19 protein-coding genes are annotated in these 20,230 nt (G+C 72.3%); 6 read left to right on the top strand and 13 right to left on the bottom strand.

Going from position 1 to position 20,230, the window contains the following annotated elements; all coding sequences use genetic code 11:
• Window positions 1–40 precede the first annotated feature (40 nt).
• From AB0H86_RS02095 to zapE, 9 genes are all read right to left on the bottom strand, one after another.
• Window positions 41–220, bottom strand: coding sequence for a hypothetical protein (locus AB0H86_RS02095; RefSeq protein WP_362431798.1), 180 nt, complete (start codon window positions 218–220; stop codon window positions 41–43).
• 18 nt (window positions 221–238) lie between these two features.
• Complete coding sequence (locus tag AB0H86_RS02090; RefSeq protein WP_362431795.1) at window positions 239–1,084, bottom strand: polysaccharide deacetylase family protein; 846 nt, start codon at window positions 1,082–1,084, stop codon at window positions 239–241.
• 90 nt (window positions 1,085–1,174) lie between these two features.
• A complete protein-coding gene (locus AB0H86_RS02085; protein ID WP_362431792.1) occupies window positions 1,175–2,689 on the bottom strand; it encodes an FAD-dependent oxidoreductase in 1,515 nt (504 codons plus the stop codon).
• Window positions 2,690–2,764: 75 nt separating this feature from the next.
• Window positions 2,765–4,132 carry a PhoX family protein gene (locus AB0H86_RS02080; RefSeq protein WP_362431789.1) on the bottom strand — a complete coding sequence of 456 codons (1,368 nt, stop codon included), beginning with the start codon at window positions 4,130–4,132 and terminating at the stop codon, window positions 2,765–2,767.
• Between the two features lie 91 nt (window positions 4,133–4,223).
• The gene (locus AB0H86_RS02075) at window positions 4,224–5,000 is read right to left on the bottom strand and encodes a slipin family protein (protein WP_362431786.1); all 777 of its coding nucleotides are present in this window, start codon (window positions 4,998–5,000) and stop codon (window positions 4,224–4,226) included.
• Window positions 5,001–5,102: 102 nt separating this feature from the next.
• Window positions 5,103–6,590 (bottom strand): SulP family inorganic anion transporter, encoded by a 1,488-nt coding sequence (locus AB0H86_RS02070; protein ID WP_362431783.1) that lies wholly within the window; start codon window positions 6,588–6,590, stop codon window positions 5,103–5,105.
• An 8-nt stretch (window positions 6,591–6,598) separates the two neighbouring features.
• Window positions 6,599–7,177 carry a carbonic anhydrase gene (locus tag AB0H86_RS02065; protein WP_362431780.1) on the bottom strand — a complete coding sequence of 193 codons (579 nt, stop codon included), beginning with the start codon at window positions 7,175–7,177 and terminating at the stop codon, window positions 6,599–6,601.
• A 77-nt stretch (window positions 7,178–7,254) separates the two neighbouring features.
• Entirely contained in the window at window positions 7,255–7,647 is a 393-nt protein-coding gene (locus AB0H86_RS02060; protein ID WP_362431777.1) for a hypothetical protein, read from the bottom strand.
• Between the two features lie 206 nt (window positions 7,648–7,853).
• Window positions 7,854–8,975 (bottom strand): cell division protein ZapE, encoded by a 1,122-nt coding sequence (gene zapE, locus AB0H86_RS02055; RefSeq protein ID WP_362431774.1) that lies wholly within the window; start codon window positions 8,973–8,975, stop codon window positions 7,854–7,856.
• Window positions 8,976–9,610: 635 nt separating this feature from the next.
• On the opposite strand from zapE, the gene AB0H86_RS02050 reads away from it, so the two are divergent.
• The 4 genes from AB0H86_RS02050 (at window position 9,611) to msrB (ending at window position 12,980) form a co-directional block, all read left to right on the top strand.
• Window positions 9,611–10,414, top strand: coding sequence for a pyrimidine reductase family protein (locus AB0H86_RS02050; protein WP_362431771.1), 804 nt, complete (start codon window positions 9,611–9,613; stop codon window positions 10,412–10,414).
• Between the two features lie 150 nt (window positions 10,415–10,564).
• Window positions 10,565–11,038, top strand: a complete 474-nt coding sequence (locus tag AB0H86_RS02045; protein WP_362431768.1) for an indole-3-glycerol phosphate synthase — start codon at window positions 10,565–10,567, stop codon at window positions 11,036–11,038.
• 125 nt (window positions 11,039–11,163) lie between these two features.
• Window positions 11,164–12,558, top strand: a complete 1,395-nt coding sequence (murC, locus tag AB0H86_RS02040; RefSeq protein ID WP_362431766.1) for a UDP-N-acetylmuramate--L-alanine ligase — start codon at window positions 11,164–11,166, stop codon at window positions 12,556–12,558.
• Window positions 12,559–12,572: 14 nt separating this feature from the next.
• Window positions 12,573–12,980, top strand: a complete 408-nt coding sequence (msrB, locus tag AB0H86_RS02035) for a peptide-methionine (R)-S-oxide reductase MsrB (protein WP_362431764.1) — start codon at window positions 12,573–12,575, stop codon at window positions 12,978–12,980.
• Here the strand turns inward: msrB and AB0H86_RS02030 are convergent.
• A complete protein-coding gene (locus AB0H86_RS02030) occupies window positions 12,876–13,406 on the bottom strand; it encodes an FAD-binding oxidoreductase (protein ID WP_362432249.1) in 531 nt (176 codons plus the stop codon). The two genes, msrB and AB0H86_RS02030, sit on opposite strands and share 105 nt — an antisense overlap.
• 57 nt (window positions 13,407–13,463) lie before the next feature.
• Between AB0H86_RS02030 and AB0H86_RS02025 the strand changes: the two genes are divergently transcribed.
• Entirely contained in the window at window positions 13,464–13,769 is a 306-nt protein-coding gene (locus AB0H86_RS02025; protein ID WP_362431761.1) for a helix-turn-helix domain-containing protein, read from the top strand.
• Here AB0H86_RS02025 and AB0H86_RS02020 read toward each other — a convergent pair.
• From AB0H86_RS02020 to AB0H86_RS02010, 3 genes are read right to left on the bottom strand one after another with little or no spacing between them, the layout of a single operon-like run.
• A complete protein-coding gene (locus AB0H86_RS02020; protein ID WP_362431758.1) occupies window positions 13,694–14,980 on the bottom strand; it encodes an alpha-glucoside ABC transporter substrate-binding protein in 1,287 nt (428 codons plus the stop codon). The two genes, AB0H86_RS02025 and AB0H86_RS02020, sit on opposite strands and share 76 nt — an antisense overlap.
• Complete coding sequence (locus AB0H86_RS02015) at window positions 14,977–16,179, bottom strand: hypothetical protein (protein ID WP_362431756.1); 1,203 nt, start codon at window positions 16,177–16,179, stop codon at window positions 14,977–14,979. The genes AB0H86_RS02020 and AB0H86_RS02015 overlap by 4 nt, the downstream gene beginning before the upstream one ends.
• The gene (locus AB0H86_RS02010) at window positions 16,176–18,512 is read right to left on the bottom strand and encodes a tetratricopeptide repeat protein (RefSeq protein WP_362431753.1); all 2,337 of its coding nucleotides are present in this window, start codon (window positions 18,510–18,512) and stop codon (window positions 16,176–16,178) included. The genes AB0H86_RS02015 and AB0H86_RS02010 overlap by 4 nt, the downstream gene beginning before the upstream one ends.
• 198 nt (window positions 18,513–18,710) lie before the next feature.
• On the opposite strand from AB0H86_RS02010, the gene AB0H86_RS02005 reads away from it, so the two are divergent.
• On the top strand, window positions 18,711–20,219 hold the full coding sequence (locus tag AB0H86_RS02005) for a glycoside hydrolase family 3 N-terminal domain-containing protein (RefSeq protein ID WP_362431751.1): 1,509 nt from the start codon (window positions 18,711–18,713) through the stop codon (window positions 20,217–20,219).
• Window positions 20,220–20,230 lie beyond the last annotated feature (11 nt).

The raw sequence follows: 20,230 nt of genomic DNA, 5'->3' as shown, positions 1-20,230 counted from the left end.
GGGGTCACGCGGGTCACGCGGGTCACGCGGGTCGCGGGGGTCACCCCGAACAGGCCGTGCGTTGCGCTTCCTGCCACTCGCACACCGGACACAGCGTGATCCCCTTGTCGGACTCGGGGTACTCCGTCGGCTTCCGGCACAGCACGCACTCCGCGTACGGCGGCCCGTCCGCCTGCGGCGGCTTCCCGCCGTCGCTGATCGTGCAGTAGTCCTCGCTCATGTCTCCAGCGTAGGACGGTCAGCCCCGGCCGCCCGCGTCCCCGATCAGCTCGGACACCTTCACGAACCGGTAGCCCCGGTGGCGCAGCCGCGGTACGACGGTCCGTACGGCCCGCTCGGTCGTCGGGGCGGCACTGCGCGTGCAGTGCATGACCACGACCGACCCGGGGCGCACCCCCTCAAGGACCTGCCGGGCCACCGCGTCCGCGTCCGTCGCGAAGGCGTCCCCGCTCACCACGTCCCACTGCACGGCGGTCACTCCGGCCGGGGCCAGCACCTTCAGGGCCCGACGGTCGTAGCACCCGCCGGGGAAACGGAAGTACGGCATCGGCTCCGTCACCCCGGCCCCGCGGAGGGCGGCGTACGCCCGCTCCACGTCCGCGCGCATCCGGTCCCCGGAGAGGGTCGGCAGCCCGTAGCAGTCGCCGGTGAAGGCGTAGTGGCTGTAGGAGTGGTTGGCCACCTCGAAGAGCGGGTCCCGGCCGATCGACCGGGCCTGCGCCGGATACTGCTCGGCCCATCGGCCCGTCATGAACACGGTGGCCGGCACCTTCAGCGCCCTCAGGGTCGCGATCAGCCGCGGATGGTCGAACCGTTCGCCCGCCGCCGCCCGCGGGCCCTGGTCGGCGGTCATGTCGGCGTCGAAGGTGAGCGCGACGGTCCTGCCGTGCGTCCGGGGGCCGTGTTCGAAGACGGGGGTGAGGCCGGTGGGGCCGGGGGCGAGCGTCGGGGGCCGGGAGGGCGCCACCGAGGACGCGGAGGGTGCCCCGGGCCGCGGCGTCCGGGGTGGCTGCGCGGTGCCGCAGGCGGCGAGGGCCGCGCTCAGGGCGCAGACAGCGGTGACACGTCGTACCGGAGTGATCACCGTATGAATGTATGATGATCGGCCTTCTCTTGGCGCAGGCTCGGCGAGGATGTCACCCGCTCAGGGCCCCGCTCAGGGCCCCGCTCAGATCTAACGCTGCTCCAGCGGCCGGACCGCCGGTCCCTGGACCACCTTGCCGTCCGTGTCGAAGCGGGAGCCGTGGCAGGGGCACTCCCAGGCGCGCTCGGCGGCGTTGAACGCGACCAGGCAGCCGAGGTGGGTGCAGCGCGCCGAGAGGGCGTGCGGGTGGCCGGCCTCGTCCCGGTACACCGCGAGCCGTTCGCCGCCCACCCGGACCACCGCCCCCTCGCCCGGCTCGACGGCGTCCACCGACTCCTCGGACCGCAGCCGGTCGCCGACGAAGTGGCGGGCGACCTGCGCCTGGTTCCTGAGGAACGCGGGGGCCTCGCGCACCGCCGAACGCAGTCGGCGCGGGTCGTACAGCTCGCTCCACGCGCACTCCTCGCCCAAGATCAGCGCGGTGAGCAGCCGGCCCGCCATCATCCCGCCGCTCATTCCCCAGCCGCCGAAGCCGGTGGCCACGTAGGTGTGGTGCGCGCCCGGGTGCATCGGGCCGACCAGCGGGACGGTGTCCGTGGGGTCGTTGTCCTGGGTGGCCCAGGCGTGGGTGAGGGTGACGTCGGTGAAGTGCTCGCCCGCCCAGTCGGACAGGTGCCGGAAGCGTGTGCGGGTGTCGCCGGTGCCGGGCGTGAAGTGCTCCCCGGTGACCACCAGGAGGCGCTCCCCGGCCCCGCCCGACGGTGCCGTACGGACCGAACGCGTGCCCTCGTCCGGCGTGATGTACATGCCCTCCGGGTCGCGGTCGGCGGCGATCGTCCCGGCGACGACCAGCTCACGGCGCGGCGAGAGCCGGGTGAACAGCAGCGACCGGTCGAAGACCGGGTAGTGCGTGGCGACCACCACGTCCCGCGCGGTGACCGTCGCCCCCGTGTCGGTGGTCAGCCGGCACGGCTCGCCCTCCTTCAGCCCGACCACGGTGGTGTGCTCGTACACGTACGCGCCCCGCGCCACCAGGTCCTCGGCGAGGGCCAGCAGATACTTGCGCGGATGGAACTGCGCCTGCCCGGTGACCTTCACCGCGCCCGCCACCGGGAACGGCAGTCCGGTCTCCGTCACGAACGACGCCGGCAACCCCGCCTCGTGCGCCGCCCTCGCCTCGGCCCGCAGCTCCTGCGCCCGGGCAGGGTCACGGGAGTACGTGAAGGCGCTCCGGCGCTCCCAGTCGCAGTCCACGCCGAGCTCGTCCGCGGTCTCCGCGGCCCGCTCGATCGCCTCGGTCTGCGAGCGGGCGTACAGCCGGGCTCCCTCGGGGCCGCGGGTGTGCCGCAGTCTGTCGTAGATCAGGGTGTGCAGGGCGGTGAGCTTGGCGGTGGTGTGCCCGGTGACGCCGGCCGCGACCCGGTCAGCCTCCAGCACCGCCACCTGCCGCCCGGCCCGCGCGAGCTCCCACGCCGTGCTCAGTCCGGCGACCCCGGCGCCGATGACGGCCACGTCCACCGTGAGGTCGTCGATCAGCGCGGGGCGCTGTGGACCGGGCGCGGTCTGGAGCCAGTACGAACCGCTGACGTGGGGGTTCTCGGTCATGCGGACCGGGTACCCCGTCCGGATCGGTTCACTGCGCGAGCGGTCGCCGGCGGCACGCCCCGCTGTCCTGTCCGGCTACCTGCGCCACGGTCCCCTCACCGCGAACGTCGTTCCGGGCGTGTAGCAGTTCACGTACATCGTCTCGCCGTCCGGGGAGAAGGTGACTCCGGCGAACTCGCCCCACTCCGGCTCCTCGGGAGTGCCCAGGTTCTGGCGGTTGCGGGCCATGGCGTACACCTCGCCGCGCCGGGTGACGCCGAAGACGTGCTGGGCGCCGTTGCCGTCCTCGCAGACCATCAGGCCGCCGCTGGGGGCGAGACAGATGTTGTCCGGGGACTCGCCCGGGAGCTGGACGTCGGTGTCCGGGCCGAAGACGATCACCAGGGTCAGGCGGCGCGCCGACGGGTCGTAGCGCCAGATCTGGCCGAAGTGATCGGCCGCCGAACCCTCCGCGCTGTGCGCGAACGACGACACGAAGTAGACGCTCTTCCCGCCCCAGTAGCAGCCCTCCAGCTTCTGCGCGTGCGTGATGCCCTTCGGGCCGAAGTCCTGGAGACGGACCGGGGTTTCGGCGGCGAGCGGGTCCGGTACGTCGACCCACTCGATGCCCTCGAAAGAGGCGCCCGTCTCCTGGATCGAGGACAGATCGGGTACGCCGGGCACCCGCATCGCCTGGAGCCGGCCGCCCGCGCGCAGCGACCCGGGGCCGCCCAGCGGCTTCTCGGGCAGGAAGCGGTAGAAGAGGCCGAAGGGCTTGAGGAAGGCGTCCTCGGTCTCGTAGACGACGCCCCGCTTCGGGTCGACGGCGATCGCCTCGTGCTGGAAGCGGCCCATCGCGGTCAGCGGGAGGGCACCCGAGCGGTGCGGGTCGACCGGGTCGACCTCGAAGATGAAGCCGTGGTCCTTGGTGTAGCCGTTGGTGCCGGCCCTGTCCTCGGTCTCCTCGCAGGTCAGCCAGGTGCCCCAAGGGGTGGGGCCGCCCGCGCAGTTGACGGCCGTACCGGCGATGGCGACCCGCTCGGACAGCACGTCGCCCCGGCGGTCCAGCGTGAGGGCCGTACAGCCGCCCTTGCCGGCCGGGTCGTAGGTGAGGCCCTCGATCGTCGGGACGGCGAGCGTGGCGGTGTTGCGGTTCTCGTGGTTGCGGACCAGGTGGACGCGACCGTGTCTGCCGGGGAAGGCCGACATGCCGTCGTGGTTGGAGGGGACCGTGCCCTCGCCGGAGCGGAGCGGGTCGCCCGCGCGGGAGAGGACCTTGTAGCGGAAGCCCTTCGGCAGATCGAGCAGGCCCTTCGGGTCGGGGACCAGGGGCCCGTAACCGGTGTGGCCGAGGGACTGTGCGGCGGCGGTGCCCGCGAAGAGTTCGGGGAGGGCTCCCGTGAAGGCGATGCCCATTCCCAGGGCGCCTGACCGGGCGAGGACTTGACGTCGTGTTGCGGACATGGCGGTGCGACCTTCCTGCTGGCGGACAGGAACTGTGACGCCGCTGTGTCTACCACCTGGGTCGGGCTCCGGGAACCACGCGCGTGGCGTGTCACTGATCGGCGGGGTGTTCCTGCGCCCTCTCCAGGAAGCGCAACAGTTCCACCGGGAAGGGCAGGACCAGCGTGGAGTTCTTCTCGGCGGCGACCGCCACGATCGTCTGCAACAGCCGCAGCTGGAGTGCCGAGGGGGTGTCCTCCATCTGCTGGGCGGCCTCGGCGAGCTTCTTGGAGGCCTGGAGTTCGGCGTCCGCGTTGATGATCCGGGCCCGCCGCTCGCGGTCCGCCTCGGCCTGTCGGGCCATGGAACGCTTCATCGTGTCCGGCAGCGAGACGTCCTTGATCTCCACCCGGTCGATCTGCACGCCCCAGCCGACGGCCGGACTGTCGATCATCAGCTCCAGGCCCTGGTTGAGCTTCTCGCGGTCGGACAGCAGATCGTCCAGATCGCTCTTGCCGATGATCGAACGCAGCGAGGTCTGTGCCATCTGCGAGACCGCGAACTTGTAGTCCTCGACCTGGACGAGGGCGTTCGCCGCGTCGACCACCTTGAAGTACACGACGGCGTCCACCCGCACGGTCACGTTGTCGCGGGTGATGCCCTCCTGGCCCGGCACCGGCATCGTGACGATCTGCATGTTCACTTTGTGCAGGTGTTCGACGAACGGCACCACCGTCGTGAATCCCGGCGGCCGTACGCCACCGGCGAGCCGTCCGAGCCGGAAGACCACGCCGCGCTCGTACTGCTTGACGACGCGCGCCGCCGAGGCGACGTACACGATCCCGGCGGCACCGGCGGCCACGGCCGCCGTCACAAGCTCCTGGAGCATCCCGACCTCCTCGGGGAGAGGCCCGCTATGTCTGCTCCTGTAACGATATGCCTGGTGCCTGGTCCGGGGCCACGACAAGCCCCGGACCAGGCACCGGTGCGACTACGGAGCGGTGACTGTCACCGGCTCCGGCTCGGTGACCCGGACCGGTTCCGTGCCGACCGCGCTGTGCCGTTCGGCCCAGTTCTCCAGTGCCGTGCGGCAGGCGTGGTCCAGGTGGTGCAGCCCGGACAGGTTGAGCTCGATCGGGCGGTCCTGGGGCAGCGCCTCCAGACTGTCGAGGATCTTCGGCAGCCGGAGGAAGGTCGCGTTGCCCGACAGATACGCCTGGACGGGGCCGGCGCCCTTGTCGACGACCTCCATCTTGAGGTGCGAGGCCTCCCAGGCGGTCTTGGCGACGGACAGCGCCAGACCGATCAGTACGCCCTCGAACATGTTCACCGCGACGATGGACACGGCCGTGACCACCAGGATCAGTGCCTCGCCACGGTGGCCCCGCCACAGCGAGACGATCTCGCGGAAGGGGATCAGCTTCCAGCCCGCGTGCACCAGGATGCCGGCGAGCGCGGGCAGCGGGATCAGCGCCAGGGTCGACGGCAGCGCCACCGCGAACAGCACCAGCCACACACCGTGCATCACTCGGGACGCCTTTGTCTTGGCGCCCGCCTGGACGTTGGCGGAGCTGCGCACGATGACCGCGGTCATCGGCAGCGCGCCGAGCGCGCCGCACACCGCGTTGCCCGCGCCCTGGGCCATGAGCTCCTTGTCGTACTCGGTGCGCGGACCGTCGTGCAGCCGGTCCACCGCGGCCGCGCTGAACAGGCTCTCGGCGGAGGCGATCAGGGTGAAGGCGATGATCGTGCCGAAGATGGCCGGGTCGGCCAGCTTGCCGAAGGCGTCGGTGCCGGGCGGCTGGATGGAGTCCAGCAGGCCGTTCACCTCGACCGTGGCGATCGGCAGACCGAACGCCTGCGCGACCACCGTGGCCAGGACGACCGCGGCGAGCGCGCCCGGCACCGTCCGCACCTGCTTCGGCAGCCGCTTCCACAGCACCATCACCGCGATCGCGCCGGCGCCGACCGCGAGCGAGGCGAGCGCCTCGGTGCTGCCGAGCGCGTCGGCCGCGGCCCCGGGCAGCCCCAGGATCTTGTCGAGGCCGGAGGTGGGCGCCTTCAGGCCCGCCGCCGAGTACAGCTGACCGGCGATGAGTACCAGGCCGATACCGGCCAGCATGCCCTCGACGACCGAGACGGATATGGCCCTGAACCAGCGCCCCAGCTTCAGGGCGCCCATGGTGAGCTGGAGCAGACCGGCGGCCAGCACGATCACACCGAGCGCGGGCAGTCCGAACTCGTTCACCGCCTCGAAGACCAGCACGGTCAGACCCGCCGCCGGTCCCGAGACCTGGAGGCTGCTGCCCCGCATCAAGCCGGTGACGAGACCGCCGACGATGCCGGTGACGAGCCCGAGCTCGGCCGGTACTCCGGAGGCGACGGCCACGCCCACGCACAGCGGCAGCGCGACCAGGAAGACGACGAGGGAGGCGGCGAAGTCCTGCCGCAGATAAGGGAACTTGGTTCGGTTCTCCACGGCGGGCCTCACAGTGCGCGGTAGGTGTCGGAGGAAACGTCGTGGGTCAGCACCGACCCGGTGTGCACCTCGTAGTACCAGGCGTGCAAGGTGAGTTGATCCTCCGCCAGCTTCTTGTCGATGAACGGGTACGAGCGCAGCCGCAGTACCTGCGCCAGGACATGGTTCTGTACGCCGTCCGCCACGGTCGGGTCCTCGGGCGTGCCCGCCGGGCGCGGTGTGGCGTGCGTGAGCCAGTCGCGCACGGCCGGTACGGAGGTCAGGTCGTCGCCGCGGACCAGGGCGCCGACGGCGCCGCAGTGCGAGTGGCCGCAGACCACGATGTCGCGGACGCCCAGCACCTCCACGGCGTACTCGATGGTGGCCGCCTCGCTGGTGGGGTGCTCGGAGGCGTACGGGGGGACGATGTTGCCCGCGGTGCGCAGCTCGAAGAGTTCGCCGGGACGGGCGCCCGTGATCAGTGCCGGGACGACCCGGGAATCGGAGCAGGTGATGAACAGGACCTGCGGGGACTGGCCTTCGGCCAGCTGGGCGAACTCCTCAGGGCGCTGTCCGAACGTGCGGGCGTTGTCGATGAGGGGCTGCATATGTGGTGACTCCTCCTGGCGCGCCGAAGGCGCGTCGGGCTTACATGACAGAGGTGGGGGGAACTACCGCTCTGCTGTCAGCAGCGGAAGACCTGGAGTGTGGCCGCAGAGTGCGCTGCCGCGGGTCTCGACAGGTGGAACACGTCGGCCGGCACCGGTTCGCGCGTGTTCGCCGGATCCTGGGTCGGCAAGGGGCGCTCGGGCCCCTCGGGGGTGAAGCCGACGGCGCGATGCCGGTCGCGGGTGCGCAGGGGACCGGTCGGGTCTCCCGCGGGATCGCAGTGGCGGTGCGTGGCGGTCTCGTCGCGCAGCGCCTTCCCGGGGAGCTTGATTCCGGGCTGGGCTTTGGCCTCCGCCTGACGGGCCGTATGCGCGGTTGCGAAGGACGCGCTGGGTGCGAAGAACTGGAGAGCGAGGAGGGTGGCGGCGAGGAGGGCCAACGCGGCGCGTACCGGTGTACCTCGGAACATGTGCCCCCCTCCAGGTGATTCGCGTCTCCGGTCATCTCTAGTCCGGACCAACGGTTGGTCAATGGCTGGTCAAGAAACACATTAACCCTGCAAAGTCATTTGCAGGGTTAACTTAACGTTTCGAGCTGAAGAGCGGCTGAAGCGTGCGGTGTGGTTGGCGCGAAGGGGCTCTTGATCTTGGCGGGTCGGTCGGGTAGTGGCTGGGATCAGCTCGACTCGACGAGTCCCTTGGCGTCCCGGGCCAGGGCGGTCAGCCGGGAGATCGCGCGGAAGTACTTCTTGCGGTAGCCGCCGTTCAGCATCTCCTCGCTGAACAGCCGGTCGAAGGGCGAGCCCGAGGCGAGGACCGGGACTTCACGGTCGTAGAGCCGGTCCGCGAGGACGACGAGCCTGAGGGCCGTCGACTGGTCGGGCACGGCCTGGACGTCGGTGAGGCAGACCGCGCTCAGGTCGTCGGTCAGGGCGCCGTAGCGACTGGGGTGGACGCGGGCGAGGTGCTCAAGCAGCTGCGGGAAGGCGTCCAGTGAGGCGCCCGGGGTGGCCCGCGCGGCCTGGGTGACCTGCTCGTCGCTGTAGGGCGCCGGGGCCTCGGGCAGACCGCGGTGGCGGTAGTCCTCGCCGTCGATGCGCAGCGGGCGGAAGCGCGCGGACAGGCCCTGGATCTCACGCAGGAAGTCGGCCGCCGCGAAGCGGCCCTCGCCGAGCTTGCCCGGCAGGGTGTTGGAGGTGGCGGCGAGCGCGACGCCCGCGTCGACCAGCTTGCCGAGCAGGGTCGAGACGAGGACGGTGTCGCCGGGGTCGTCCAGCTCGAACTCGTCGATGCACAGCAGACGGTGCCCGGAGAGGGTCTGGACGGTCTTCTGGAAGCCGAGGGCGCCGACGAGGTTGGTGAGCTCGACGAACGTGCCGAACGCCTTGAGCGCGGGCTCGGCCGGGGTGGCGTGCCAGAGGGAGGCCAGCAGGTGGGTCTTGCCGACGCCGTATCCGCCGTCGAGGTAGACACCGCGGGGGCCGGCCGGGGTGCTGGGCGCCTTGGCCCTCCCGAAGCCCCTGCCGAAGCCGAGGAAACCGCCGCGCCGGCCGGCGCCGGTGGCGTGCGCGCCGCCGAGTCCGGCGGCGAAGGACTCCAGGACCCCGACCGCCTCCGTCTGGCTCGGCTGGTTCGGGTCCGGGATGTACGTGCTGAAACGCACCGAGTCGAACCGCGGCGGCGGCACCATCTCGGCGACCAGCCGATCCGCGGGGACATGCGGCTCACGGGCGCACAGGGACAGCGGGGCGGCGTCGGCTATGGGGCCGAATCCGGACGCGGCGGGGGTGGTAGACACGGTCACCCATGCTAGGCCCTGCCGGGAGCGTGGCCGGATGGTCGCTTCCGGCGGGGCCGGTGACGCCCACGCGACAGGTTGCCTCGGTGGTCCGGTCCCGTGCCGGCTGGGGCGGGCGGACGGCGGGGGTTGCCAACTGCTCGCCGGGGAGCGTGCACAAGGGCGGTTTAGCTCGATTGGGTGATGGTCAGCTTCCTGGCTTGCGGCGTCCTGGGCCGTGCGGGCTACGGTGATGTGCGACCTGGGACACCGGGTACGGCGCCAGCGTGCGGGGCCCCCGCTCCACCGGAGTGATGGTTCGGGGCCTCCCCGTCGCCTCTGGCCGTACCATCTGGCCAGGTCGCGCAGGGAACCGGCCTCCCGGGATCGGACCACGGACAGGATCCGTGTCGCTGCCCCGGGGTTGAGTACGCCGGGGACCAGTGCGCCCAAGACCGTTCGGGGCGTGCGGCTGAGCGGACTCACTCCTGCTCAGTCCACAGGAACGGTTTCGGGTGGTGTGGTTTCCCGCGGCGCCCGCGGCGCCCGCGCGGCGGCGCGCCGCCCCCGCGGCCCGGCCCCGTGCCCGCCGGGGCGGCCCGGCGGCGGGGATTTCGGGAAGTGAGGTTTCCCGTTCGCGTGGAACACTGCACGGCATGCGACGCCTGTTCCCTGTGACCGACGAGACAGCCGAGACAGTGGCCCGGACCCGCGGGGAGGACGAGTGGAGCCTCGCCGAGCTGGCCGAGGCCTATGCCTACCCCGAGCCGGAACCCGAGGCCGCGGTCGGCGGGCCGGGGGTCTGGCTGCGGGCCAACATGGTGTCCACGCTCGACGGGGCCGCCCAGCACGACGGACGTTCGCAGCCCATCTCCAGCGCGGCCGACATGCGGATCTTCGGCACCCTGCGGGCCCTCGCGGACGTGGTCGTCGTCGGTGCGGAAACGGTACGCCAGGAGGGATACCGTCCGGCACGCACGCGTGCCGAGTTCACGCAGGCCCGGGAGGCCGCCGGACAGGGCCCCGTACCGGCGATCGCGGTGGTCAGCGCGAGCCTGGACCTGGACTTCTCGCTCCCGCTGTTCACCTCGCCCCTGGTGCCCACCCTGATCCTCACGGGCGCCGCCGCGGCCCCGGACCGGATCGCCGCCGCCGAGAAGGCGGGCGCCCGGGTGGTGACCGCCGGCGACGGAGTCGGGGTCGAGCCCGCCCGCGCCGTCCGGGCCCTGGCCGAGCTCGGTCACACCCGGCTGCTCACCGAGGGCGGCCCCCGGCTGCTCGGTCAGCTGGTGACCGCCGGGGTGCTCGACGAGCTGTGTCTGACCGTGGCCCCGATGCTCACCGCGGGAGACGCGCAGCGCATCGCCGGGGGGCCCTCGGTCGGGGTGCCGCAGAGGTTCGCCCTGGTGTCACTGCTGGAGGAGGAGGGTTTCCTGTTCAGCCGGTACCGGCGGCCCTGAGCCCGGCCCGGCCGGACGTACCGCTTGTTCGGAAATGGCATTGACCGATACTTATCGCACCGAAATTGGCGGAATTTTCATTTCTGCTTGGTTACCGACGGGCACACTGAATCCGGCAGTACCCAGTGCGATCACGAGAAGGGGCGTTTGGTGTTCACAAGCGTTTTGATGATCGAGAAGGCCCTGACGTCCGCCGATGTGGAGTTCGTCACCACCTTGCACGGTGACGAGCAGGTCGCCTTCCATGTGCTGCTGCAGCCGCGCGGCGACCAGGCGGACCGGCTGCTGCGGGCCATCGACGACGTCGCGCTCGGCGAGCTCGACGACGCCGCCCGGGAGCGGGAGACACCGGAAGGCCAGGAGGCGAGGGGCACCGCGGAGCAGGCGCTCGACGTGTCCCTGCGTGCCCTGCGGGTGTCCGGCAGTGAGGCGGACGGACGGCTGATCGAGGCCCACCCGCTGGACGCGTTGAAGTCCCTCGTGGAAGAGATCGGCGCGGACGAGGTCATCGTGCTGACCGACCCCCACTACGTCGAGGAGTTCTTCCACCGGGACTGGGCGTCGCGGGCGCGGCACAAGGTGGGGGTGCCGGTGCTGAAGCTGTTCTCCCACAGCAAGACGTAGTCGTCCGGGTGCGGGGTCCGTCGCGGCTGGTCGCGCGGTATCCCCGCGCCCCTGGGTCGGGCGCGACGGCCCCGCGCAATAAGGTGGGCTCTCACCGTCGTATCGCACCCCTGGGAGAAACACACATGGCACCCGGCCTCCCCACCGCCATGGACCGACCGCACTTCATCGGCATCGGCGGCGCCGGGATGTCGGGGATCGCGAAGATTCTCGCGCAGCGCGGGGCCCGGGTGGCGGGAAGCGACGCCAAGGAGACCGGGACCGCCGAGGCGCTGCGGGCGCTGGGCGCGATCGTGCACATCGGGCACGCGGCGGAGCATCTGGCGGACGACGCCAGCTGTGTCGTCGTCTCGTCGGCGATCCGGGCCGACAACCCGGAGCTGGCCCGTGCGGCCGAGCTGGGCATCCCGGTGGTCCACCGTGCGGACGCCCTCGCCCGGCTGATGGACGGCCTGCGTCCGATCGCGGTCGCCGGCACCCACGGCAAGACCACGACCACGTCGATGCTCGCCGTGTCGCTGAGCGAGCTGGGCCTGCGGCCGTCGTACGCGATCGGCGGCGACCTGGACGTTCCCGGCTCCAACGCCCTGCACGGCGACGGCGAGATCTTCGTCGCCGAGGCGGACGAATCGGACCGCAGCTTCCACAAGTACGCCCCCGAGGTCGCGATCGTCCTCAACGTCGAGCTCGACCACCACGCGAACTACGCGTCGATGGACGAGATCTACGAGTCCTTCGAGACGTTCGCCGGCCGGGTCACCGAGGGCGGCACGCTGGTGATCGCGGCGGACCAGGACGGCGCGCGCGAGCTGACGCGTCGCGTCGCGGCCGGTGCCCTCAGGGTGGTGACGTACGGCGAGTCCGAGGACGCGGACGTGCGGATCCTGTCCGTGACGGCCCAGGGGCTGAAGAGCGAGGTCACCGTCCTCCTGGACGGCGCGGAGTACACCTTCGCGGTCTCCGTGCCCGGCCGGCACTACGCGCACAACGCGGTGGCCGCGCTGGCCGCCGGTGTGGCGCTGGGCGTCCCGGCCGCCGAACTGGCCCCGGCGCTGGCCGCGTACACGGGCGTCAAGCGGCGCCTCCAGCTGAAGGGCGAGGAGGCGGGTGTGCAGGTCATCGACTCCTACGCACACCACCCGACCGAGATGACGGCGGACCTGGAGGCCATGCGCGCGGCGGCCGGTGACGCCCGCATCCTGGTCGTCTACCAACCGCACCTGTTCTCCCGCACCCAGGAACTCGGCAAGGAGATGGGCGAGGCCCTGGCCCTGGCCGACGCCTCGGTCGTCCTCGACATCTACCCGGCCCGCGAGGACCCGATCCCCGGGGTGACGAGCGAGCTGATCATGGCTGCGGCCAGGGTCGCGGGCGCGGATGTGACCGCGGTCCACGACAAAGGTGAGGTGCCGGAGCTCGTCGCGGGAATGGCGAAGCCCGGTGATCTCGTTCTCACCATGGGCGCGGGTGACGTGACGGACCTCGGCCCGCGGATCCTGGACCGTCTCGCACAGAAGTAAAGGGGTTGGCCGACATGTCGTACGACGTCGAGAAGCCGGACGAGCAGTGGCGCGCGGAGCTGACCCCGTCCGAGTACACCGTGCTGCGCCAGGCGGGGACCGAGCCCGCCTTCACCGGTGAGTACACCGACACCAAGACCCAGGGCGTCTACTCCTGCCGCGCCTGCGGTGCCGAACTGTTCACCTCCACCACGAAGTTCGAGTCGCACTGCGGCTGGCCGTCCTTCTACGACCCGAAGGACACCGACGCGGTGGAGCTGATCCAGGACCGGTCCCACGGGATGGCGCGGACCGAGGTGCGGTGCGCGCGCTGCGGATCACATCTCGGACACGTGTTCGAAGGTGAGGGCTATGCGACCCCGACCGACCAGCGGTACTGCATCAACAGCATCTCGCTGCGGCTGACGACGGACGAGGGCTGAGCCCGGCCCCGGTACTTCCGGGCAGCCCGGCGGGGGTCGACTCCCGCTTGCCGCGGCCGGTCCCCGGCGAGGGCTGAGCCGGCCGCGCAGCCGGTCGAAGCGGAACGGGGTCAGTTCCTCGGGGCGGCGGCCGGTGCGGACGAACTCGGCGAGTCGGTGGCCGGTGACCGGGCCCAGGGTGACGCCCAGCATGCCGTGGCCGGTCGCCGCGAAGGCGTTGTCGTGGCCCGGTACCCGGTCGATGACCGGGAGCCCGTCCGGGAGGAAGGGCCGGCCGCCGACCCAGGGATCGCGGATCAGGCCGACCAGGTCGTCCGGGTCGTCGAACCAGGGGACCAGGTAGTGCCGGCCGGCGAGGGCCACGGCGACCACCCGACGCCAGTCGAGGCGGTTGTTGTTGCCGCTGAGTTCCATCGTCCCGCCGATCCGCGTGGTCGCGCCGATCGGTGAGGCGACGGCCCGGCGTTCCCCGAAGTACAGGGTGTGCCGGGGGCAGCGGACTGGTCGGCGCTCCGGGACACCATCACGGCCTGGTGCGAGAGCGGCTTCAACCTGGTCCGGGCCTCAGCGGCCCTGCACATCCACCGCAACACCGTGGTGTACCGGATGCACAAGATCGAGCAGCTCACCGGCCGCCCGCTGCGCGAACACCGGACCACCATGGCCCTCTACCTCGCCTGCCTGGCGGACCAACTGGGCGGTGGCGGCGCGGCTCACCGGTCGGGACTCGCGCACAGATCCTCCGGCGGGCGGAACGAGGGGTCGGCGGGCGACTCCTCGGCCACCTGAGCGCCTACCGCATCCAACTGCCGGAGCAGCAGGTCGAGATGCTGCTCCGCGGGGTTCCGGAAGAACTCCAGGACCGCACGGTGGAAGGCGTCCCGCAGCTCGGGCGCCATGACGTCGGAGGCGTCGAAGCACAGGGTGCTGGCGCCCGACGTGAGCAGGGTGTCGATCTTCCGCTCGATCGGGTTCGTGGACGCCGGCCCGGTGTAGGCCGGGAACAGCGGGCGCGCCTCCGGGGCCGCCTTCGCCCGCCAAAGGGCTCGCCCGTCCTGGTCCGACAGCCCTTCCACCAGCTCCTGGGCCGCCGGGTCGGTACTGAAGACCGCGGCCATGTCGCCGGACACCTCGTAGGCGTCGTGGTAGTCGTCCGGGCCGCCCAGGAAGTCGGCCGACGGCTCCACACGGACGTCGTCGTCCGCGTACACGTACCGGATGAAGGCGCTCTGGTGCTCGTGCGTGCAGTCGAAACGGGGGGAGTTCAGCAGGCCGCGCGGGCCGTCCGGGCCCGGGGTGCCCTCGTACGAGGTGATGAGGGAGCGTTCGATCGACGGGGCCGTGCGTTTGCCGAGCAGCCGGGCCCAGGTCGTCCAGGCCCGTCGGACGGCCGGGTCCTGCCAGCTGAGCCCGCCGGTGGCCCACTTCGTGTAGGGCTGAGGGCCCGCCTGGTGGAGCAGGATGTCCTCGATCCAGTCGGTGCCGGGCCAGCCCGAGGTGGCCTGCGAGGCGAGGCCCACGCACCAGGCCGGGGCCGCGTCCGAGGCGCCCTTCCCGCTCCACACGAGGCTCTTCAGGTCGACCTTCAGCGGCACCCAGTAGGTACCGGGCTTGCCGTCCACGAAGAGTTCCGGCGCCCACGGCGCGTTCGCGGGGGAGGCCATCTTCTTGGGCAGGGGATTCAGCCGGCCGCGGCGGGCGTACTCGGTGAGTTCTCCGATGCTGTTGAGGATCGCCACGTCCGGCGGGTCGTCGGCCGCCAGTTGTGAGACCAGCGTCTCGCGCAGCGATCGGGTGCCCTCGTAGGTGTACGTCCGGCCCGTCCCGTCGTCGAGCTGCTTGAGGGCCGCCTCGAAGGCCTCGCCCTCGATGCCGGTCCACGGGCCCAGAACGACGAGGGGGACGGGGGCCTTCGTGGCGCAGCCGGGCACGAGGGCCACGGTGAGCAGGCAGAGCGCGGCGAGCAGGGTGCGCAGGACACGGTTCGGGACGGCTCTCATACGGCGGCTCCCGGGCGGGCCACCACGAGGTACTCGCGGCGGTACGTGTGCAGGGCGCCGCCGACGAGGCCGGCCGCGGCCAGGCCCGCCGGGATCAGATACGGGCCCACCCCGTCGAGGAAGGCGAGCCGTCCGTCGGCGAGAGAGTCGTCGATCCGGTCGGCCAGGACATCGACGGCCTGCGGGTCGGGGGCGGCGTAGGGGTGTTCCTCGGCGACCGCCTCCGTGTCGGGCGAGGTCCGCTCGGCGAGCGTGTCCGCCACGGGGAGGGCGTCGTGCTGCGCCCGCTGGGCGAGCAGCGCGTCGGCGGTCAGGAGGGGTAGGGCGAGCAGGGGCAGGGCGGCGGCCGCCAGCGGCACGCTCAGCCGGATCCGGAAGCGGTGGCGCAGGAAGTCCAGGGTCCGCCAGATCCCGAGAGCGAACAGGGCGAGGGCGAGTCCGGAGACCACCGCGGCGGCGATCACGCGCCCGCCCCAGACCGCCCGGTCCGCGAGCCGGCCGCGCAGTTCCCGCTCCAGACCGGACACCCGGTCCACGATCGCGGTCGCGGTCGAACCGGTCGTGGCCCGGCACGACGGATAGCGGCCGTCGTCGGCCGCGGGGACGAGCGGTTTCGAGCAGAGCATGCTGCGTGCGTAGGCCAGCGCGGCCTTCCGCAGCACCTGGTCCTCGGCGTGCTCCTGGGCCTGGCCGATATAGCCCGTGTAGCCCACCAGCAGCGCGGACACCACCCGCAACTCCTGCTCCTCGGCCACGGTCAGGGCTCCGCTGCTGATGACCTGGTTCAGGCTCTGCGTGGCCCGCGTCACCCGGGTCCGGTACCGGTCGCCGAGTCCGCCGATCCCCACGGCCCGGCCCTCGCCGATGTTCTCCTGCGCGGCACCCTGGGCGATGAACAGCGAGGCCCTGGCGTCGGCGAGGCCGACCAGCGCGGGCGCCAGCCGGTCCCGCACGAACGCCGAGTCGTCGCGTACCTCCGTGTGGGCCCAGCCGAACGCGCCGAAGCCCACGACGGCGAGCAGCGGCAGCGCGACGAGCCGGTCCCGCAGGAACACACGGTTGCGGACACCGTCCGCGGACGGCCACACATAGCGCCCCACGCGGCGGGCGATCTGGACGGCGACCGCCCCGACGGCCCGGGCCCCGCCGGTCAGGCGCGCGGGCAGCTGGACGCGGGAACCCGCGCGGGGCCGGCTCACCGGCCGTCCTCCGGGACGCTCTTCGTGGTCTGTGTCGACGACGGCGGACGGGCGACCGTCCGTAGCCAGTCGCCGACCCGCTTTCCGAGCCATGGGCTGTCCCTGTGGTGCCGGTAGGCGAGCGGGCGTACCTCGTAGGCGCGGTCCAGCAGGGTCTCCGCGACGGCCGCGTCCGCGGGGGCGGCGGACCGGGCCGCCTGCCGGGCGAGGGCGAGGTAGAGACGGGACAGGTCCCTGCGCAGGCCGGCGTCGTCGGACGGCAGACCGAGCCGTACGTCGGCGTCCGCGGCCAGCGCGACCAGGCCCGGCGCGTCGAGGACGCCCCGGGTGAGCGCGCCCCGTACGGCCTCCCACACCTCCGCCGTCATCCGGGCCCTGGCCTCCTCGTCCGTCAGTCCGTGCGCGTGGAAGAGCCGGGCCAGCCGCGTCAGCACCTCCTGGAGCCGCTTGGCCACCTCGTCGGGATGTTCGGCGGTCCGCACGTGTTCCACTCCGACGCGTACGGCGGCGGTCCGCGCGGCGGTCCGGTGCCGCGAGTGCTGCGGCACCGCGTCCAGCGCCTGTACGGCGTCGTCCCGGGCCCGCTCGCCGCCGAGCGCGAGGCGGGCCCGCACCGCGCCGAACGTCGCGCTGCCCAGCGAGGGGTTGCGCAGCCGCACCGCCTCGTAGAAGGTCAGCGCCTCGTGCCGTTGGCCGAGGCGCTCGGCGCAGTGCCCGAGCGCGAGCTTGGGCGCGTACTCGCCCGGGATCGCCGCGTACACCCGGTCGAAGTGCCACCGTGCCGCGTCCACCTGGTCCCGGCCGAGCGCGAGCAGCCCGCGGTGCCAGTCGAGCCGCCAGTCGTACGGGGCGCGCTCGGGCCCGATCAGTGCCTTGGCGGCCTCCAGCTCACGCTCGGCGTCCTCGGTCGCGCCGCCGGGAACCCGCAGCTGTACCCGGCAGCGCAGCAGATGGACCTCCGGAGACTCCCGCCAGTCCGCGACGTGCTGGAGCAGCGCCTCCGGTGCCGCGTCGGCGAGTCTGCTCAGCTCCGCGTGGTGGGCGTCGTCCGGATCGGGCCGCGGGACGGGCAGCCGCTGCGCGACCACGTAGGGCGGTGGCGGCGCGTACGCGCCGGGGGCTTTTGGTACGGAGCTGTCCGGCGCGGCCCAGCGGGCCAGGGGCGGAGCGGACCCGAGCTCACCGTCGAGGGCGTACTGCGACTGGAGGAAGAGCGGCGACGGCTCGAAGGTCTCCGTCCCGGTCCGCAGTGAGCGTAACTCCCGGAACACGCCCCGCAGTTGCTGTTCCATCTCGTGCGCGGTGGCGAACCGCTCGAGCTCCTTGCTGCGGGTCGCGCGGTGCAGTACCCGGGCGAGCGAGAGGAGGCCCAGTCCCCGGGGCGCGGGTGCCGTCATTCCGTGGGCCTCCGGGAACGTGCCCGACGCGTCCAGCTCACTGAGCATGTCCAGGGAACCCAGCTCCGCCAGGTGCTGCGGCGACTGGCCGAGGCCGCTGAGCCGTCGCAGTGTCTCGCCCAGGCTGAACAGGTCGTCCTGGCCGGTGGATTCGCCGTCCGGGCGGACCGTCGGGGCGCGGAAGCCCTCCGTGGTGAGGCCGCGCAGACCGGCCCCGCGGACGCTCCCCACGTCGACGATCTTCGTCGTGGTGCCGTCGTGCATGACGTTGTCCGGCTTCAGGTCGCCGTAGACCTTGCCGACCCGCTCGCTGTGCAGATAGTCCAGCGCGGCGAGGATGCGCACACCGTAGGCGAGCACGAACTCGTGAAAGCGGCTGCCGCCGAACTCGTCCGGGTTCGCCCGGGCCCGGGCCCGCACCTCCTCCAGCGTGAGCCCGTCCACGTACTGCAGCACGAGGAAGTCGCCGATCTCGGGATGATGCCCGTAGTTGAAGACCCGGATGATGTCGTCGTGGCTGAGATCGACCAGCGCCCGCCGCTCCCGGACCAGGGCGGCCGCCGCCCGCTCGGGGTGCAGGATCTTGATGGCGACCTCGCGGTTGTCGACCTTGGTGTCGAGCGCGAGGTGGACCTCGCCCATCCCGCCGTAGCCGAGTTTGCGGATCAGCCGGTACTGCCCGGCCAGCAGCTCTCCCGCCGGCAGCGGCAGGCCGTCCGGGTCGGCGCCCCGGGACGCCGCACGATTCACCAGCGTGATCGTGGGCAGCAGGCTCGGGTCGGGACTCTCCTCGGGAAGCTCCACCTGCGCGGCCCGCGGAGAGGGTGGCGGCGTGACGATCAGCGGCCCGAACGACCCGCCGGAGGACGGCGGTTCACTGAACCCGTCCGTGCTCGAAGCCCCACTGGACGCGCCCGTACCCGAAGCCCCCTCCATACGTCCTCAGGGTAGCCGCGCGAGCCGGGAATGGCTCCGGTGTCGCGTGAGGAGGTGGTGTGTCCAAGTCGCCCGCGGGGCGGTCCCCGCCCCTGCCTCCACGGCACATGCGTCTCGCGATCACCCACCCCCGCCCTTGTGAATCAACGAATCGTGAAGCTGTTGACTTTCGGCTGACCGAGCCAGAGTATGTGCGGGATGACCCATTTCGAGCACCTGCCCCTGAGCGCCGCTCTCCCCGTCGACCTCGACGAGGCCGCCCATCGCTGTCTCGTCGCCGGGTTCGAGGGGACCACGGTGGTCCCCGACACGCTGAAGCGGCTCGTCGACCGCGGTCTCGGCGGGGTCATCCTGTTCACCCGGAACGTGCGGGACGCCGAGCAGGTGCGACGCCTCACCGACACCCTGCGGGCCATGCGCCCCGATCTGCTGGTGGGCATCGACAACGAGGGCGGCGGCATCGGCCACCTGGTCGGCGCCGGCGCCCCGGACGTCCCCGGCAACTTCGCCCTCGGTGTCGTCGACGACCCCCGGCTCACCGCCCGCTGCGCCGACGCGCTCGCCGGGCATCTGGCCGCGCTCGGCATCACCGCCTCCTACGCCCCCGTCGCCGACGTCCAGAGACAGCCGGACAACCCGATCGTGCGCACCCGCGCCTTCGGCACCGAACCCGAGCTGGTCTCCCGCCATCTGCGGGCCTGGATCGAGGCCACCGAGGCGCGCGGCATCGCCTCCTGCGCCAAGCACTTCCCCGGGCACGGCGGCACCCTCACCGACAGCCATCACGATGTGGCCGTCGACCCGCGCCCGTACGACGAACTCGACCTCGCTCCCTTCCGGGCCGCCGTCGCCGCGGGCGTGCCGATGCTGATGAGCGCCCATGTGGTGTTCCCGGAGCTGGACGCCAACCGGCCGGCCACCCTCAGCCGCCGCATCCTGGGCGATCTGCTGCGCGTCGACCTCGGCTTCGAGGGCGTGCTGGTCAGTGACGCCCTGGAGATGAAGGCGATAGCCGACCGGTACGGCGAGGCGGCCGGGGCGCGGATCGCGCTCGCCGCGGGAGCGGACCAGGTGATCGTCGCCGTACCGGATCTGGAGGTCACCCTGTCCTGCCGGGACGCGGTGCTGGACGCGCTGCACTCCGGGCTGCTGCCCGAGGAGCGCGTACTGGAGGCCGCGGGGCGGGTGCGGGGGCTCGCCGAGCGGTACGCGACCCCGGTGGTCGCCGTCGCCCCGTGGGACCCGGAGGCCGGGCTGGAGGCCGCGCGCCGCGCCGTTCGCGGCCAGGGCGGCTCCGGGCCGGTGCGGGGCGCCCATGTCGTCGACCTGTTCCCGCCGCCGCATCCGGCGCTCAACTGGGGCGGCGAGGACCTGCTGAGCGAACTGCGGGCCGTCGACCCCACGGCCACCGGAACCACCGTCACCGGCGAGGCCGCCGATCCGGCCTCCCTCGCCGACGGGATGGTCCGCGTGTCCGAGGGCGCACCCCTGATCGTCGCCACCTGCGACGCCGACCTGCACCCCTGGCAGCGGCACCTGCGGGACGCCCTGCTGGCCCGCCGACCGGACGCGCTACGGGTGGCCACCGGTCTGCCGGACGGCGACGCCCTGTGCTCGTACGGCCGGGGGCGGGCGAACCTGCGGGCGGCGGCGGAGGTTCTGACGGGCGTCGGCGCGGTCGGTCAGTTGAGCCGGCAGGGTGGTTGAGCGGGGCAGCT

It is taken from the genome of Streptomyces sp. NPDC050997, from assembly GCF_040660135.1.
GTDB lineage: Bacteria > Actinomycetota > Actinomycetes > Streptomycetales > Streptomycetaceae > Streptomyces.
Note: the sequence above shows the minus strand (reverse complement) of the source record. Positions and strands in the feature narration are given on the sequence as shown.